The organism is Kribbella sp. NPDC051952 (assembly GCF_040680855.1).
GTDB lineage: Bacteria > Actinomycetota > Actinomycetes > Propionibacteriales > Kribbellaceae > Kribbella.
Window position 1 is genome coordinate 87,378 of the sequence record NZ_JBFAXQ010000007.1, and the last position, 17,005, is coordinate 104,382.

General features: G+C 68.1%; 17 protein-coding genes. 5 read left to right on the forward strand and 12 right to left on the reverse strand.

Annotation, left to right across the window (positions count from 1 at the left end; translation table 11 throughout):
- Positions 1–4: 4 nt before the first annotated feature.
- From AB0L70_RS15505 to AB0L70_RS15520, 4 genes are all read right to left on the reverse strand, one after another.
- Entirely contained in the window at positions 5–532 is a 528-nt protein-coding gene (locus AB0L70_RS15505) for a hypothetical protein (protein ID WP_363684285.1), read from the reverse strand.
- Positions 533–637: 105 nt separating this feature from the next.
- Positions 638–1,642, reverse strand: a complete 1,005-nt coding sequence (locus tag AB0L70_RS15510) for a BadF/BadG/BcrA/BcrD ATPase family protein (RefSeq protein WP_363684287.1) — start codon at positions 1,640–1,642, stop codon at positions 638–640.
- Entirely contained in the window at positions 1,633–2,886 is a 1,254-nt protein-coding gene (locus AB0L70_RS15515; protein WP_363684289.1) for a 6-phospho-beta-glucosidase, read from the reverse strand. The genes AB0L70_RS15510 and AB0L70_RS15515 overlap by 10 nt, the downstream gene beginning before the upstream one ends.
- 9 nt (positions 2,887–2,895) lie before the next feature.
- Complete coding sequence (locus tag AB0L70_RS15520; RefSeq protein WP_363684291.1) at positions 2,896–4,083, reverse strand: ROK family transcriptional regulator; 1,188 nt, start codon at positions 4,081–4,083, stop codon at positions 2,896–2,898.
- A 232-nt stretch (positions 4,084–4,315) separates the two neighbouring features.
- On the opposite strand from AB0L70_RS15520, the gene AB0L70_RS15525 reads away from it, so the two are divergent.
- Complete coding sequence (locus AB0L70_RS15525; protein ID WP_363684293.1) at positions 4,316–5,920, forward strand: ABC transporter ATP-binding protein; 1,605 nt, start codon at positions 4,316–4,318, stop codon at positions 5,918–5,920.
- Entirely contained in the window at positions 5,917–7,704 is a 1,788-nt protein-coding gene (locus AB0L70_RS15530) for an ABC transporter ATP-binding protein (RefSeq protein ID WP_363684295.1), read from the forward strand. Before AB0L70_RS15525 ends, AB0L70_RS15530 begins: the two co-directional genes overlap by 4 nt.
- Here the strand turns inward: AB0L70_RS15530 and AB0L70_RS15535 are convergent.
- The 6 genes from AB0L70_RS15535 to AB0L70_RS15560 form a co-directional block, all read right to left on the reverse strand.
- The gene (locus tag AB0L70_RS15535) at positions 7,652–8,629 is read right to left on the reverse strand and encodes a DUF2891 family protein (RefSeq protein ID WP_363684297.1); all 978 of its coding nucleotides are present in this window, start codon (positions 8,627–8,629) and stop codon (positions 7,652–7,654) included. The genes AB0L70_RS15530 and AB0L70_RS15535 overlap by 53 nt on opposite strands.
- A 12-nt stretch (positions 8,630–8,641) precedes the next feature.
- On the reverse strand, positions 8,642–9,613 hold the full coding sequence (locus AB0L70_RS15540; protein ID WP_363684299.1) for a DUF979 domain-containing protein: 972 nt from the start codon (positions 9,611–9,613) through the stop codon (positions 8,642–8,644).
- Positions 9,610–10,317, reverse strand: coding sequence for a DUF969 domain-containing protein (locus AB0L70_RS15545; RefSeq protein ID WP_363684301.1), 708 nt, complete (start codon positions 10,315–10,317; stop codon positions 9,610–9,612). The genes AB0L70_RS15540 and AB0L70_RS15545 overlap by 4 nt, the downstream gene beginning before the upstream one ends.
- A gap of 89 nt (positions 10,318–10,406) precedes the next feature.
- A complete protein-coding gene (locus tag AB0L70_RS15550) occupies positions 10,407–10,808 on the reverse strand; it encodes a hypothetical protein (RefSeq protein WP_363684303.1) in 402 nt (133 codons plus the stop codon).
- Between the two features lie 32 nt (positions 10,809–10,840).
- Positions 10,841–11,518: a uracil-DNA glycosylase gene (locus AB0L70_RS15555; RefSeq protein ID WP_363684304.1), complete on the reverse strand. Its 678-nt coding sequence runs from the start codon at positions 11,516–11,518 to the stop codon at positions 10,841–10,843.
- A gap of 94 nt (positions 11,519–11,612) precedes the next feature.
- Entirely contained in the window at positions 11,613–13,568 is a 1,956-nt protein-coding gene (locus tag AB0L70_RS15560) for a M13-type metalloendopeptidase (RefSeq protein WP_363684306.1), read from the reverse strand.
- Between the two features lie 138 nt (positions 13,569–13,706).
- Here AB0L70_RS15560 and AB0L70_RS15565 point away from each other — a divergent pair, with 138 nt between their 5' ends.
- Both AB0L70_RS15565 and AB0L70_RS15570 read left to right on the forward strand, forming a co-directional pair.
- A complete protein-coding gene (locus tag AB0L70_RS15565; protein WP_363684308.1) occupies positions 13,707–14,642 on the forward strand; it encodes a superoxide dismutase in 936 nt (311 codons plus the stop codon).
- A gap of 36 nt (positions 14,643–14,678) precedes the next feature.
- Complete coding sequence (locus AB0L70_RS15570; RefSeq protein ID WP_363684310.1) at positions 14,679–14,852, forward strand: hypothetical protein; 174 nt, start codon at positions 14,679–14,681, stop codon at positions 14,850–14,852.
- A 6-nt stretch (positions 14,853–14,858) separates the two neighbouring features.
- Here AB0L70_RS15570 and AB0L70_RS15575 read toward each other — a convergent pair whose 3' ends face one another.
- On the reverse strand, positions 14,859–15,191 hold the full coding sequence (locus tag AB0L70_RS15575; protein WP_363684312.1) for an HU family DNA-binding protein: 333 nt from the start codon (positions 15,189–15,191) through the stop codon (positions 14,859–14,861).
- 141 nt (positions 15,192–15,332) lie between these two features.
- A complete protein-coding gene (locus tag AB0L70_RS15580) occupies positions 15,333–16,118 on the reverse strand; it encodes a phytanoyl-CoA dioxygenase family protein (RefSeq protein ID WP_363684314.1) in 786 nt (261 codons plus the stop codon).
- 72 nt (positions 16,119–16,190) lie between these two features.
- On the opposite strand from AB0L70_RS15580, the gene AB0L70_RS15585 reads away from it, so the two are divergent.
- Positions 16,191–16,988, forward strand: a complete 798-nt coding sequence (locus AB0L70_RS15585; RefSeq protein ID WP_363684316.1) for an AraC family transcriptional regulator — start codon at positions 16,191–16,193, stop codon at positions 16,986–16,988.
- Positions 16,989–17,005: the final 17 nt, after the last annotated feature.

A 17,005-nucleotide genomic window follows, 5' to 3' on the forward strand; every position in this document is an offset into this window, starting at 1 on the left:
CTGTCTACTGCTGGGTGTCGGGGCCGGCCCGGCGGACGTCCTCGACCTTGGTCATGGCCTCGCGCAGGTCGGACAGCCAGGACTCGCTGTGCTGGGCGACGAGCTTGACGCACCAGCCGAGGGCATCGCTGCGGGAGCGGGCCACGCCGGCGTCGACGAGGGTGTCGAGGACCTTGCGCTCGGGCTGGCGAAGACGCGTCATCACCGGCGCGGACAGGGACGTGAAGATCGTCGTGGTCTCGCCGCACCGGACGCCCCAGGCGACCTTGCGGCGGGTGGCGTGCTCGAGCTCGCGGGCGATCTCGATCCGGCGCTCGCGGGTGTCCTCGCGGTACTGCTTGACCCGGCCCTCCTCGGCGGCGGACCGCTCGGCCGCGCTCACGTCGTCGGCCTGCTCCGGCGCACCGATCCGGCCGACGATCAGGATCTCGTCCCGGTCGATGGTCAGTTCCGGCTCGCCCTCGAACCAGTCACCCGGCAGCCGGCCGGTCAGCCAGCCGCGCACCTTCTCCTGCTCAGTCTGTGTACTCATGTAATCATGATTACACGACACCAAAGCCGCAGAGCAAGGACAAAGGATGACCCGGTCCAGCACGGGGTCTGGACCGGGCCACCCGGCTTCAGCCTGCCGACCTCCTCAGCCGGCCGGGGTTGGGGCGAAAGCGGAACGCAGTTGGGCCTGGGCCGCGGGGTCTGCGGCCGTGTGGTCGAGGCCGAGCAGGGCGGCCCCGACCACCGGCGGTACGTCGACCACCCGCGGCACCGCCTTCGGGGCGGCAGACGCCAGCAGTTGTACGACGCGATCGACCAGCACCGAATGACCGGCCGTGAGGACGCCACCACCCAGTACGACCGTCACCGGCTCGTCCAGCAACTCGAGCCGCCGCAACGCACTGAGCGCCATCGCGACGATCTCCTCGGCCTGCTGCTGAATGACGCCGAGGGCAACGGCATCACCGGCCGCCGCGACCTGGAACAACACCGGCCCGGCCTCGAGTTGACGGTCGGCCGGGAGCTCGCCGAAGTGGAACGCCTCGATCACCGCGGTCAGTGACGGCAGACCGAAGTACGCCGGAATCGCAGTCAGCAACGCGGTTGCGGGACCACGGCCGTCCTCGGCGCGGGATGCCGAATAGAACGCCTCCTCGGCCAACTGCGCGCCACCACCCCAATCGCCGGTCAGCTTGCCCAGCGCCGTGAACCGGGCCGTCCGCCCGTCCGGCAGCAGTCCCGAGCAGTTGATTCCCGCCCCACACACCACCGCGACACCACGCGGCTCGTCCACACCTGAACGCAGCAGCGCAAACGTGTCATTGGTGACGTACACCGACTCCGCCCACCCGCGTGCTTCGAACGCAGCGGCTAGCCGCTCTTCCTCGATCGGCATGTCCGCATTCGCCAGGCACGCGGAGATCTGCTGTACCAACGGCCCGGCTCCCAGCGCCAGGCCGGCCTCCGCAGCAGCTGCCGCGACCAGCGGCTCGAGGCCGGCGATAGCAGCGTCGGCGCCAACGACTTGCGGTTCGAACCCACCGCCGCGGGCCATGCCGAGCACTGTCCCGTCCGCGGCCACCAGGGCGACGTCCGTCTTGCTGTTCCCCGCATCGAAGGCGAGTACGCCGCCGGGAACCGTCACGCCCATGGCAGATACGCCCGGTTGTGCGCCAGCAGCTTGTCGGTCAGCTGCCGCGCGAGGGAGATCTGCCCGACCAGCGGATGCGCCAGCAGGGCCTCGAACACCCGCTCCGATCCACCCTTCACCGCAGCCTCCAGAGCCAGGTCCTCGTACGCCGTCACGTGACTGACCAGACCGGCGTACAAGGTCTCCAGTGCGGACACCGGCTCGGGCGTCGCACCCTCGGCGCCGACTGTCGCCGGCACCTCAATGACAGCATCATCGGGCAGGAAGGGGAACGTGCCGTTGTTGACTGTGTTCACCACTTGGATGTCGCCGGTGTTCTTCAGTAGTGACGACGCGAGTGCCACGGCCGCCTCGGAGTAGTACGCCCCGCCGCGTTGCTCCAGCAGTGCGGGCTTCTCGTCGAGCAGGGGATCGGCGTACATCTCCAGCAGCTGCTTCTCGAGCGCTGCGACCTCCGCGGCCCGGGAGGGCTTGGTCAGCAGCTCCTGCACCACCTCGTCGTGTGCGTAGTAGTAGCGCAAGTAGTACGACGGTACGACGCCAAGCTGCTGCACGACGTCGGCCGGGATGTGCAGATCGTCGGACAGCTCAGCCAGATGCTCGGCGAGCAGCTTCGGCAACATGTCCTCGCCGTTGACCCGGACTGCGCGTTCCCAGGTCAGGTGATTGAGTCCGACGTGGTCCAGCGACACCTCCTGTGGCGTCACGCCCAACCAAGCCGCGAACCGCCGCTGGAACCCGATGGCCACGTTGCACAGCCCCACAGCCTTGTGCCCGTGCGAGAGCAGCGCCCGCGTCACAATGCCCACCGGGTTGGTGAAGTCGATGATCCACGCGTCCGGATTGGTACGCCGTACTCGCTCCGCAATGTCCAGCACCACAGGCACGGTCCGCAGTGCCTTGGCGAGCCCACCCGCGCCGGTCGTCTCCTGGCCGACACAACCGCACTCCAGTGGCCACGTCTCGTCCTCGTTGCGCGCGGCCTGCCCACCTACCCGCAGTTGCAGCAGTACGGCGTCCGCACCGTCGATGCCCGCGTCGACATCTGAGGTGGTGATCACCCGCGCCGGATGCCCTTGTTTCGCGAAGATGCGACGAGCTAAACCACCGACCAGCTCGAGCCGGTCAGCTGCTGGATCGACAAGGACCAGCTCGGAGACCGGCAAGGTGTCGCGCAGTCGGGCGAAGCCATCCACGAGTTCAGGGGTGTAGGTGGATCCGCCACCAACGACTGTGAGTTTCACCGTGTGCTCCTAGGTGATGGGTGGTCCGGCGGTGTCGAAGACTTCGTCGCGGGTGGTGCTCAGGGCGGACTGCAGTGCACCGGCGAGCACCGGGTCGGTGCCGAGCGCCGTCATCAGCAACCGCGGCCTGGGTACGGCGAGATCGGCAAGCTCGTCCTGGACGAGACCGAGCAGCCGCTCGCCGCCGGCGGTGATCACACCGCCGGCCAGGACGATCAGCTCGGGGTCGATCACTGCGACAATCGCGGCCAGGCCGACGGCCAGCCGATGCGCGAACTCGGTCAGCACCGCGTCACCCGCGCCCTCGGTCTGCAGTGCGGCCGCGATCGCAGCCTCCGGTGTCCGGGCCTTCAGACCGTGCTCGCGGGCCAACTGCAACACGGGTTCGCCACCGGCGAGCTCCTGGAAGCCGCCGGCGTTGTTCCGGCCGACATTGCGGACCAGCGGCGTACCGGGCAGGGGCAGGAAGGCGACCTCGCCGGCACCGCCGGTCGCGCCACGCAGCAGCGTCCCGTTGATCACGATCGCGGCGCCGATGCCCTCCTCACCCCACAGCAGCACGAAGTTGTCGCTGTCCTGGGCATGACCGACCCGCTGCTCCGCGATCGCGGCCAGGTTGACGTCGTTCTCGACCTCGAGGGGTACGCCGATCGCCGCGGCCAGCTCGTCGAGCAGATGCGGGGCGTGCCAGCCGGGAAGGTGGGTCGCGTACCGCAGCCGGCCGGTGGTCGGGTCGAAACCACCCGGGGTGCCGATCGAGACACGGTGCAGCCGGTCCAGGTTCAGGCCCGCTTCGCCGGTCGCTCCTTCGATCGCCTTGAGCACCCGGTCCACCGTGCCCTTGGCGCTGCGGCCCGGGGTTGGCAGCTCGTACGTGCCGACCACCTTGCCGGTCAGGTCCGCGACGGCCGAGCGGATCCGGGCCGGCGTGACGTCGAGGCCGGCGACGTACGCGATGCCGCCGTTGATCTCGTACAGCTGCGCGTTCGGGCCCGGCCTGCCCGCAGTCGTGCCGCTCGGGCGGACCAGGTGGGCCGCCTCGAGCCGGGCGAGCAGCTGGGATGCGGTCGGCTTCGACAGACCGGTCAGGTTGCCGAGCGTCGTCCGGGAGAGCGGGCCGTTGCTGAGCAGCAGGTCCAGGGCTGCGCGGTCGTTCATCGCGCGGAGCAGGCGCGGCGTTCCGGGGGTCGTTGCCATCCGCTAACCCTGCCTTCCGCCGCCCGATCCGTGGGCTCGGCTCGCTGAGCCGATGAACTGTTAGGAAAGTTTACTATTAACGCGTGACCGTACGGCGGACTGACCGGAGTGTCAATGCTGATACCTTCCCCGCCCCACCGCCCCGGTCTGGTGCTGCCAGGTGAGTTAGGCTCACCTAACTATGTCACCTGGGGAACTGTTGAGGCGGGCGGTCCGACGGCATCGGGGCCGGATGATCGCGGGGGTGCTGGTGCTCTCGCTGCACCAGGCGACCGAGGCGGCGGTGCCGGTGGCGATCGGCATCTTCGTGGACCGGGCTGTGGCCACGGGCAAGGTGCAGCCGCTGTTGTGGTGTGTGCTGATGATGATCGTGCTGTTCGCCGTCCTGTCGAACGCTTGGAAGACCGGTGCGCGGCAGGTGGTGCGGGCGATCGAGTACGAGACGCACCTGCTCCGGCTCGAGGTCGCACAGCGGGTGCTGGAGCCACGCGGTCAGCGCACTGGGCTGCGGTCCGGCGAGCTGTTGTCGATCGCAACCTCCGACGCAGAACGGACCGCACTGGTGATGCGGGGCGTTTCGATCGGGTGTGCTGCATGCACGGCCCTGATCGTGTCCTCGGTGTCGCTGCTGCTGGTCGACGTACCACTCGGGCTTGGGGTGCTGATCGGCGTACCGCTGCTGGTGTTGGGGATTCAGGCGTTGTCGCCGCTGCTGACGCGTCGTACCTCAAGCCAGCAGGAGGCGGTTGCGCAGACGACCGCGCTGGCGACTGACCTGGTTGGCGGACTGCGGACGTTGCGGGGGATCGGGGCGCAGCACAACGCGGCGGCGCGGTATCGGCGGTCCAGCCAGACCACACTGCGGGCAACACTGCGCGCGGCCTCGACGGCTGGGCTGCAGGACGGTGTGACGACCGCACTGAGTGGCCTGCTGCTTGCTGCTGTGGCCGGCGTCTCCGGCTGGTTCGCGTTGAACGGGCGGATCACGATCGGCGAACTGATCACCGTGGTCGGGTTGGCGCAGTTCGTCGCGGAGCCGGTCGGAACACTCGGGTACGCGAGCCAGATCTTCGCCACCTCCCGCGCATCCGCCAAGCGATTGGCCGCTGTGCTGTCTGCTCCGCCACTCATTGCCAGCGGCACCGATACAACCCTGGACCCCTCGAAGCCGCTGCTGGAGCTGGACGGGGTGTCCTACAAGTCCCTGTCCGCAGTGGATCTGACACTTCGGCCGGATGAGTCGGTCGGTGTGCTCTGCTACGACCCGCGGGACGCCGACGCGTTGCTGACTGTGGTGTCCGGTCGCGCGCCCGAGCACACCGGAGTACTGCGGGTTGGCGGTACGCCGATGGACGAGCTCGACATTGACGTCGTACGACGAACTGTCCTGCTGGAGCGGCACGAGACGGACTTGTTCGAGGGGACGCTGCGGAGCAACCTGCTCGTCGACTCGCCATCGCTGGACCGGGTAATGACCTCGGCAGGCGCGGCAGACCTGATCGAAGAGCTCGACCGTCCGTTGGCGGACCGCGGTCAGTCCCTGTCCGGTGGGCAACGTCAACGGCTCGGTCTGGCCCGCGCGCTGCTCGCTGCGCCACCGGTGCTCGTGCTGCACGATCCGAGTACGGCGGTTGACGCGGTGACGGAGGAGTTGTTGGCGGAGGGACTGGCCGAGGAGCGTGCCGGGCTCACGACTCTCGTCCTGACCAGCAGCCCGGCGTTGCTCGGCAAGATGGACCGGGTGGTCGTCATCGCGGACGGGTCGGTGGTTGCCGAGGGCATCCACGCCGAGCTGGCCGAGTCCGACTCCGTGTACCAGGAGGCGGTACTGCGATGAACCTGCTACCGATCGCCGGTCCGCGCGCGACGTGGGCCGTGTTGTGGCAAGAGATCCGCCGGCAGCCGCTGTTGTCGGTGGTCGCCGCCGTGGTCATCACTGGCGCGAGTGCGGCCGGTCTGGTCGCTCCGTGGGCGCTCGGAGTGCTCGTGGACGACGTCGCGGGCGGTGCGGACAACTCGGCCGTCGTCAAGGTCGTGCTGTTCATCGGGCTGGCTGCGGTGCTGTCCGGCGTACTGACTGCTCTTGGGGTGACGCTGGTCGCGCGCGTCGGTGAGACCGTGCTGGCGCGGATCCGGGAGAAGGTGCTCGACCGGGTGCTGCAGTTGCCGGCCCCGGTGCTGGAGAAGGTGCGGATGGGCGACCTGCTCTCCCGAGTGGGTGACGACGTCGCTTCGGTCGCTGCTGCGCTGACCGAGGTCGGGCCGGCTGTGCTCGGCGCGATGCTGACCATCCTGCTGACTGTGGCCGGCATGTTCGCGCTGGACTGGCGGCTCGGTCTGGCCGGGCTGCTCGCGTTGCCGATACATATAGCGGCCTTGCGGTGGTACTTGCGGCGTTCGGCGCCTTACTACCGCGAGGAGCGGGTGGCACTGGGCGAGCGGTCCGAGGCGATCATCGCGTCGCTGCGAGGTAGTGCGACGGTTCGGGCCTACCGGTTGGAAGACCGGCAGTTGGAGAAGATCAGTGTCACCTCGGGCCGGGCGCGGGACATCTCGATCCACGTGTTCAAGCTGTTCAGCTTCTTCTCGATGCGGATCAACCACGCCGAGTTCCTCGGGCTGACCTCGATCCTGGTGACCGGCTTCTTCCTGGTCCGCGCGGACTCGGTGAGCGTCGGTGCGGTGACGGCCGCCGCGTTGTACTTCCACCGGTTGTTCAACCCGGTCAACGTCGTACTGATGGAGTTCGACCAGATCCAGACCGCTGGTGCGGGGCTTGCCCGGTTGGCCGGCGTACTGGAGATCGAGCCGATCGCCGAGCCGGCTGCGGGTCCCGGTCCGGCGGACTCCGCTCTGGAGCTGGAGGAGATCAGTCATTCGTACGACGGTCCCGAGGTGCTGACTAGGGTGTCGCTGCGGTTCGAGCCGGGCGAGCGGGTTGCGTTGGTCGGCGCCAGTGGGGCTGGAAAGACCACGCTGGCTGCGATCGCGGCCGGTGTGCTCGCTCCGACCGGTGGTGTGGTCAGGCTGGGCGGAGTGGATGTCAGTGCGCTCGGTGAGGACCGGACCCGGGCGCAGGTCGCTCTGCTGAGTCAGGAGGTCCACGTGTTCTCCGGGCCGCTCGCGGACGACGTACGACTGGCTCGGCCCGACGCGTCCGATGCGGAGGTGGAGAGTGCGTTGGAGCGGGTAGGTGCGCTGGCCTGGGTACGTGCGCTGCCGGACGGCCCGGCGACTGTAGTCGGGGAGAACGGTCATCAGCTGACCGGTGCGCAGTCACAGCAGGTCGCTTTCGCTCGACTGGTGCTCGCCGACCCGCCGATCGCCGTACTGGATGAGGCGACCGCCGAGGCCGGCAGTGCGGGTGCACGTGAGCTGGAGCGGGCCAGCATCGCTGCGACCGAGGGACGTACGACGCTGGTCGTCGCGCACCGGTTGACGCAGGCACAGCAGGCGGATCGGATCGTCGTACTCGACCACGGGCGGGTGGTCGAGTCGGGGACGCACGAGTCGTTGCTGGCGACCGGTGGGCGTTATGCGCAGCTCTGGCGGAGCTGGTCCGGGATGGCTACGCCTGATCAGCCAGGAGGGCGAACGACACCAGCCAATGTGTCGACATGAAGTCTCCGTCGGTCACAGTCGGCAGTACGGCGTCAACCTGACGGTCGGCACCGGCTTTGAGCGTCTCCGCGACGTCGGGCAGGGCTGGAGCGATCGTGCGGAGCTGCCAGGCTCGTGAGAGCGCCAGCCCGGAGAGGTGGGCGAGCTGGCCGTCGCCGGAGTCGTCGGTGATGGGAACCTCCAGCAGGTGCTGGTGGTTGTCGGTGCCCAGGCCAGGCAGGAACGCGGTCAGCCAGGTCGCGAACTCGTCGGCCGGGAGCACGCGACGCATCAGCTCCGCCTCCGACAAGGCCGGTGACAGGAAATCGGTGCCGGACGGTTCGAACCGGGTGTCGTAGCCCGTGTCGTCGCCGTACCACTCGATCGCGCGACGCTTGATCGCGTCGACCACGTCCGGCCGGCCGAGGTCGTCGTACGCCTCGCTGAGGAGTGCGAGGGCGAAGGCGCTGTTGAGGTGGACGCCGTGGCGGACCGGGTAGGCCTGGCGGGGCAGCCACTCGAGGACGAGGTCGGCGATGACGTCGCCGAGCGGTTGGAGCGCATCCGCCCAGTTCTTTGCCTCGGGCAACTTAGGTGCGGCGGCGACGAGCATCGCCGCCCAGGCCCAGCCGTACGGGCGCTCGTACGACGGACGCTCCCGCAGGTACGCCGCCTCCGTCGCGATCGCCTCCGGGGTCAGGCGTCCGTCGAGGACCTCCGCCGGACGAGGCCCGACCTGGTCCGGTGCCAGGGTGAGCAACCGGACCAGGGACCACTGCATGTGCGCGCTGGAGTGCCAGTCGTACGAACCGTGGAACGTCGGATGCAGGCGATCCGGCGTCACGTCCACGTCGTTCGCATCGTGCGACGCGTGCGAGGCCCCATAGGGGTACGTCGTCTCGAGTACCTTGCACGCGATATCGGCCCAGGCAGCGGCGTACTTCATGAATCTCCTCGATTAGAAGGCGAAGACGTACATCAGGGCGATGTTGCAGCCCAGCAGCGGGATCGCGGTCGGGATCTGGGCCTTGATCGGTCCGTACTGGTCCTTCATCTCCAGGAGTGCTGCTGGGACCAGGTTGAAGTTCGCGGCCATCGGCGTACAGAGGGTGCCGCAGAAGCCGGCCAGCATGCCGATCGCGAACACGACCGCCGGCGTACCGTCGAACTGCTGCACCAGCAGCGGCCAGCCGACCGCGGCCGTCATCACCGGGAACGCGGCGAACGCGTTGCCCATGATGATCGTGAAGACCGCCATGCCGATGCAGTACAGCGCGACCGCGGCGATCAGCGACCCCTTCGGGATCAGATGATCGGTGACCCGGCCGACGGCCTTGCCGACGCCGGACGCGTTGAACAGCAGGCCGAGCGTGGCCAGCATCTGCGGCAGGATCGCCGTCCAGCCGATGTGCTCGAGCAGTCGCCGTCCTTCGTGCAACGGGACCGCCGGTGAGCGGGGTTTGAGGAGTGCCATCCCGACAGCCAGTGCGAGCAGAGATGCGACGCCGAGACCGATGATGGTCGCCGAGCCGGACTGGAGCAGGAGCTTCCCGTCGCCGAGCTTCACCTTGGCGAGCCACGCGCCGAAGATCGCGGCCACGACCGGGATCACCAGTGCGGGCAGGAAGAGCTTGTTGCCGAACCGGTCCGCGAAGCGCGCGCGCTCCTCGGGGCTCGTGGTGTTCTCCTTGCCCCGCCCGGGGAAGCCGGCGCCGGCCAGGACGGCCAGGCCGATCACCGCGATACCGAGCAGCCAGGACGGCGCCTGCTTGTTCACCACGTAGGTGCCGTAGCCGAACGAGAGGCCAAGGATGCCCCAGAACGCGGCGCTGCCGATCCGCTTCGGGTTGCTGCGGTCGTTGATCACCTGCAGCGCGATCAGCAGGAAGAAGGCGCCGCAGAGCCAGTAGAACCACTCGACCTTGATCATCGGGCCACCTCCTCGCTGTCGCTGCCGGCCTCGGCCTGCTCGGCCAGCTTGTCGAGTTGGCGATCGAGCAGCAGCAGCCGGGCGCCGTGGATGAGCAGCGCGCAGATACCGGTCGGGATGGCCCAGACGGCGATGTCGATCGCCTCGAGGTGCAGGCCGTACGTCGTGTCGACGAAGCCGGTGATCAGCAGGATCGAGCCGATCGCGACGAAGATGTCTTCACCGAAGAACAGCCCGACCGTGTCGGCGCTGGCGGCGAAGCCCTTGATCTTCTCCTGCAGTTTCTCCGGCAGCTTGCCGTACTTGCGCTCCGCGGCGCCGGCGGCCATCGGATGGATCAGCGGCCGGACCGCCTGGGCCGGACCACCGATGCTGGTCAGGCCGAGAGCCGCCGTACCTTGGCGGATCAGCAGGTAGATGGCCAGCAGGCGGCCGGTGGTGACGACCTTCAGCTTCCCGATCAGCTTGCGGGCCTGATGCTGCAGGCCGTAGCGCTCGATCAGCCCGATCACGGGCAGCGTGACGATGAAGACGGTGACGGAGCGGCTCCCCGCGAAGCCGTCACCGAAGGCGTTCAGGATCTTGACCGGTGACAGGCCGCCGATCAGGCCGGCCACGATTCCGGCCGCGGTGACGACCAGCATCGAGTTCAGCCGGAGTGCGAACCCGACGACGACCACCGCGATGGCGAGCAGAACCCACATGGTTCCTCCCGGGGACGGTATGCGATATTCCGGCCACCATAGGAGATTGTTGAACGATCCTGCAATGGATCATTCGAACAAATTTCCCTTCACGCCTGAAGGAGATCCTCCAGGGGAGCAGTGGGTACGACGCCGTCGGCCTTGGCGACGAGCTCCGGGTCGACGCTGACGAGCGCGTCGGCCTGGAGTTTGGTGACGGCCAGGTACTCGGCGTCCCGGAGGGTGTCCCAGTCCATTTCGCGGGCGATCTTCCAGGCGGTCCACCGCGACATCCGGTCCCCGAGCACGCGGATCTTCAGCTCGGTCATCTGGGTGTGCCTCTGGCGGGCGTCCTTCTCGGTCCGATTGCCGGCGCGGACGTCACTCAGCATCCGCTCGAGGGCCTCCGACCGGATCGAGCTGGGGGCGACGAGTTGGTGGGCCGGATCGACGGTCAGGTCACCGTCCACCAGGTGCAGAAGAGTGGGTGCATCGATCGTGAATCGGGTCATGCACCTCAGAGTGCCCTAGTCGACTCAGGACACTAGGGGAGGCGCCAATCGACGGGGGTTGCGCCTTGCTCGACCAGGAGCGCGTTGACGCGGCTGAACGGGCGGGAGCCGAAGAAGCCGCGGTCCGCGGACATCGGACTCGGGTGCGCGCTCTCGACGTACGGCGTACTTCCGAGCATGGGCTTGAGGGTCTGGGCGTCGCGGCCCCAGAGGATCGCGACCAGTGGGCCGCCGCGGTTCACGAGTGCGTGGATCGCCTGCTCGGTGACGGTCTCCCAGCCCTTGCCGCGGTGTGCTCCGGACTTGCCGGGCTGCACGGTGAGGACTCTGTTCAGCATGAGCACGCCCTGCTCGGCCCACGGCGTCAGGTCGCCGTTCGAAGGAGCGGGTACGCCGACGTCCGCCATCAGCTCGCGGTAGATGTTGGCCAGGCTCCGCGGGATCGGCCGGACATCCGGCGCCACCGAGAAGCTCAGCCCGACCGGGTGCCCCGGTGTCGGGTACGGATCCTGGCCGACCACGAGCACCTTCACTTGCTCGAGCGGACTCCTGAACGCCCGCAACACGTTCTCACCCGCCGGCAGATAAGCCCGCCCCGCCGCGATCTCCGCACGCAGGAACTCACCCATCTTCGACACCGTGTCCTCGACCGGTGCCAGCGCTTCCGCCCAGTCCTGGGCAACCAGATCCGTCAACGTCTTCGGGCTCACCCGCCACAGTTTCGCAGCACCCCGCCGACCCGCGCACCCGGGGCTCGTACGACGCACCTCCGCGGGCTGCGGAGGTACGTCGTACTCAGCTGATTCACCAGATCCGGACGCGGTCCTCCGGGGCGAGCCACATGCCGTCTTTGTCGGTGGTGTTGAAGGTTTGGTGGAAGGCGTCGATGTTCTTGGCCACTGCGGAGCAGCGGAACTCGGGCGGGGAGTGCGGGTCGATCGCCAGGCGGCGGGCGGCCTCCTCGGGGCGCGTCTTGGTGGACCAGGCGCGGGCCCAGGCGATGAAGAAGCGCTCGCTACCGGTCAGGCCGTCGATCACCGGAGCCTCGGCGCCGTCGAGGGCCAACTGGTAGGCGACGTACGCGATCGACAGGCCGCCCAGGTCGCCGATGTTCTCGCCGAGGGTGAGCTTGCCGTTCACGTGCTGATCCGGGACCTCGGCCGGCGAGAGCGCGTCGTACTGCGCGACGAGCTTGTCGGTGCGCTGCTCGAAGGCTGTCCGGTCCTCGTCGGTCCACCAGTCCTTCAGGTTGCCGTCGCCGTCGTACCGCGAGCCCTGGTCGTCGAACCCGTGGCCGATCTCATGCCCGATCACGGCACCGATGGCGCCATAGTTGACCGCGTCGTCGACATCCAGGTCGAAGAACGGCGGCTGCAGGATGCCGGCGGGGAAGACGATCTCGTTCATCCGCGGGTTGTAGTACGCGTTGACCGTCTGCGGCGTCATCTTCCACTCGTTGCGGTCGACCGGCTGCCCCAGCTTGGCCAGGTCCCGCGCCGTCTCGACCGCGACGGAGCGGCGAACGTTGCCGAACAGGTCGGTCGGGTCGATCTCGAGCGCGTCGTAGTCCCGCCACTCGTCCGGGTACCCGATCTTCGGCACGAAGGTGCCGAGCTTCTCGAGCGCCCGCTGCCGGGTGTCCGGTCCCATCCAGTCCAGCGCGTCGATCCGCTGCCGGTAGGCCTCGACCAGGTTGTTCACCAGATCGACCATCCGGGCCTTGGCGGCGGGCGGGAAGTGCTCGGCGACGTACAGCTTGCCGAGCGCCTCGCCCAGCGCCGACTCGACCGTCCCGACCGCGCGCTTCCACCGCTCGCGCAGCTCGGGCGCACCGGTCAGCGTCTTGCCGTAGAAGCTGAAGTTCTCGTCGACGAAAGCCCGGCTCAGCAGCGGCGCAGCACTGTGCACGACCCGCCAGCTCAGCCACTCCTTCCACCGGTCCAGCTCCACCTCTTGGAACGCGGTCGCGGCCGCGGTGAGGAAGTCGGGCTCGCGGACGACGACCTGCTCGAACGCACTCGCCGGTACGCCGGCACCCTCCAGCCAGACGGTCCAATCCAGGCCCGGAGTCAGCCCTTCCAGCCCGGCCCGGTCCTGCTTGTTGTAGGTCTGCTGGACGTCGCGGCTCTTCACCCGGTCCCAGTGCGCGCCGGCGACCCGAGTCTCCAGCTCCATGATCCGCTCCGCGGCACCGGCCGGATCCGGCAGGCCGGCCAGCTCGAGCATCCGCGTGACGTGGGCGACGTACGCCGTCCGCACGTCGGCGAAGCTGTCCTCGCGGTAGTAGGACTCGTCGGGCAGGCTCAGGCCGCCCTGCATCAGGTAGACGATGTTCTCGTCGGACTTCTTCGCGTCGGCGTCGACCCAGTAGTGGAAGACACCGGGGACACCCTGCAGTTCGAGCTGACCGAGCGCGGAGACCAGGCCGGAGACGTCCGTGATCCCTCCGACCAGGGCCAACTGGTCGGCGATCGGCTCGACGCCGAGACGCTCGATCGTCTCCTCGTCCATGAAGCTGCTGTACAGATCGGCGATCTTGCGTGGCTCGGAGCCCTCGGGGTGCCCGGCGGCGACGGCTTTCTCGACGATCGCGCGGCTGTCCTGCTCGGCGCCGTCCCGTAGTTCGTGGAACGCGCCGTGGATGGACTTGTCCGCCGGAATCTCGTGCTCGGCCAGCCACGGCCCGTTCGCGTACCGGTACAGGTCGTCCTGCGGCCGCACCGTCGCGGACAGACTTGAAGTGTCGATTCCTGCTGTCATCCCTGCCCCTTGTCCCGTGTCGAGTTGCTGTCAGCGAACATACCCGGTCGCCGGGCGCCGTTTTGAACTATCCACAGGGCTGTCCCGTTCTCCTGGACAAGACCCGAGTCAACGACCACGGATCAGGAGGACCCGCCCATGTCACACCTCGTCCGCCGGCTCGCCACGCTGGTCAGCGTGCCCGCACTGATGCTGGGCCTGGTGAGTACAACGGCAACCGCCGCACCGGCAACGACCAAGTTCCCCACCCGGATCGAGCTCCCGAACGGCTTCCAGCCGGAGGGCATCGCGATCGCCCGAGGTACGGCGTACTTCGGCTCCCGCGCGACCGGAGACATCTACGCCGCCGACCTGAAGTCGGGCCGCGGCAAGGTGATCAGCCCAGGGCCGGGCACCGGCTCGCTCGGCATGAAGATCGACCGCTACGGCCGGCTGTTCGTCGCCGGTGCGGGTGGTGGCAACGGCCGGGTGATCGACACCCGCACCGGCGAGGTCCTGAAGAGCTACACCTTCACCACCTCGCCTCCGACGTTCGTCAACGACGTGATCCTCGGCAAGGACGCGGCCTACTTCACCGACTCGCAGCAGCCGGTGCTCTACAAGGTCCCGTTCGGCCGCCACGGCAGCCTGCCCGCGACCGCCCAGACACTCCCGTTGAGCGGTGACTACCAGCACGTCGCAGGCGTCAACAACGCGAACGGCATCTCGCTCACCCCCGACGGCCGCGGACTGATCATCGTGCAGTCGGCGACCGGCTTCCTGTTCCGCGTTGACCCACAAACCGGTGTGACCCAGCGGGTCGACATCGGCGACGCGCTGATGACGGCCGGCGACGGACTGCTGCTGATCGGCCGCACCCTGTACGTCGTGCAGAACCGCCTGAACCAGATCGCGGTCATCACGCTGAACAAGTCGGGCAGCAAGGGCACTGTGGTCCGGACGATCACCAGTACGGACTTCGACGTACCGACAACCGCGGCGGCGTTCGGGAACCGGCTCTACCTGCCGAACGCTCGCTTCACCACGCCGCCGGAACCCACCACGCCGTACTGGGTCACCGCCGTGAGGCGCTGAGCGGTTTCCGGGCGTACCTTCGGATTGGAGGCACAAATGAACAAACGTCGCATCATCGCTGTGCTCGGCCTGCCGGTTCTCCTGCTCGGCGGCGTCACTACCTCGGCAGCCGCCGCCGATCCGAAGCCGGCGCAATCACCGTCCATCGTGAAGCACTCCGTCAACGACGGTCAGTGCGACCACATCCGGTTCCAGTCGGCCAAGTACTAGCGGGAGCTAGCTGCCGACGGTGCTGCCAACCGTGCTGCCAACGGTGCTGCCAACCGTGCGAAGGTCGCCGCGTGCGGCGGCCTTCAGCCGGCTGCCGCAGGACAGGCGGACGGAGTAGCCGGCCGGGATCGACAGCGGCTCGCCGGTCTGCGGGTTGCGGCCGGTGCGCGGTGCGCGCAGCACCCGCTCGATGCTCAGCAGGCCGGTCAGCGAGACCTTGTTGCCCTTGTGCACGGCTTCGGTGACGACGTCGCCCAGGGCGTCGAGAACCTTCTCGGCCTGGTTCCGCGGGATGCCCGCCTTCTGCGCCACCTCGGCGACCAACTCGTTGCGGTTCACGGCTCTCCTCAGACTCGGTTTCGGACTCGGCGAAAACCTTCCGAGCGGCACCTTAACCGAAATGATTGTCGTTAGCGAGAAGCATCCGCATTCCGGTCAACCCCGGCGGGACGGGAACTTTGCCGCCCGGACGACCGTCGATCAGAGTCCGTCCTGATCGTGCCAGTCCGACTGCCAGCGCGCGTCGATGGCGTCGTCCGCACGCTGGTACCGGATGTCGGTCGAGAGCCGCATCTCGGTCGACACGTTGTCGAGGGCCGCGTGGATCGTGTGGGCGGTGTGGATGACCACATCCCCGGCCGCGTAGTCGGTGACCAGCCAGTTGGCGTCGTACTCCTCGGCCAGTCCGGGCAGGTCCGCGGTCAGAGACGCGGCCGGCCGTTTGAGCCGTCCTGCCGCCTCCTCCGCGAGCACCCGGTGGTGGCTGCGGTCCAGGTAGGTCAGACCGCCTCGGCTGACCGGACAGTCCCCGAGTGGGATCCAGGCCGACAGCACCTGATCACTGCCGCCTCTGAGGTACAGCAGGTCGTAGTGCGCTTGCGTCGCCGTACCGATGCCGTTCTCGCCCGGTGCGGTCTGGCGGATGATCTTCCGCCTGTGCAGGAACGGATCCCCACCGAGGAACCACTCGAACCACCCCTTGAGGGCCGGCTGTGTGCAGAACGCGGCGTACTCCGCTCCCGGCACGATCCGGCCGAAAAGCACCTGCCGGTACGACGCTCTGTCGGTAGCGGAGCCGGTGAGCCCGAAGTAGTACTCGCGGAAGCCCTGGACCGTCACGGGATCCAGCAAGCCGGTCAGGAACAGGTACCCGTCCCGCTGTAGCCGAGCGCGCAGCCGAGTCCGATCCTCACGCTCAGCGGCAGGCACAGGGATGAGCTCCCCGAGCCGCCGTTCGTCCAGCACGTATCCGTTGGAGGTAAGCACCCTCCCATTCCAACCGGCGAGTGTGGCCGGCGGAATGGACACGCGGGATCGACTTATTGGACTCTTGTCACCATGGCGAACTGGTCGATCTACCTGACCCCTGGTGCGGCCGAGCGAGAACTTGGACTCTTCTGCCTGGGAGCCGGTGAGCAGGAGAGCGGTCCGGCGCCGGAGCGAGCGCTCGGATGCCACGCCCTGGTCTGGCTCAAGGAGGGCCGCGGCCACCTACTGCACGGGCCAGATCGCCAACTACACGAAGTGCGAGCGCCGGCCATGCTATGGCTCTACCCCGGCGTTCTGCACGGCTATCGCCCCACTACCCGCTGGCGTCAGTACTGGACGCTGTTCAGCGGACCCGCCACCACAGCGCTCACCACACTGGGCCATCTCGACCTCAACCGACCAGTCCAGCGATACGCCGACCCACGGCCGGTGGATCGCGCTTTCGCTCGGCTCTTACGGGTCTGTACGACGCGCAACGCCGTACAGACCGTTGCTGCGCTGTACGACCTCATCGCGCAGGCAGCGCCCTCCCAACCGGACAGCGTGGCCGCGCAGCTGGCAGAGCTCGCGTGTACTCCGCTGAGCGTGCAGGAGTACGCGGCGGAGCTGGGGCTGACGGTGAAGGAGTTGCGCGAGGCAGTGCGCCGTACGACCGGCTCGACGCCGCAGGAACTGGTCTTGACCACAAGACTCAACACTGCAAAGAGTCTGCTGGCCGAGGAGGACCTGTCCGTCGCAGCGGTCGCCCGGCGGGTCGGGTACGACGATCCGGCCTACTTCACCCGCTTGTTTACTGCCCGGGTTGGGGTTTCGCCGCGCGCGTTCGGGCGGTTTGGTTCGGTCTCGGGCCCGATTTCCTCCTTCTGAAGGAGGCGGTATCTACT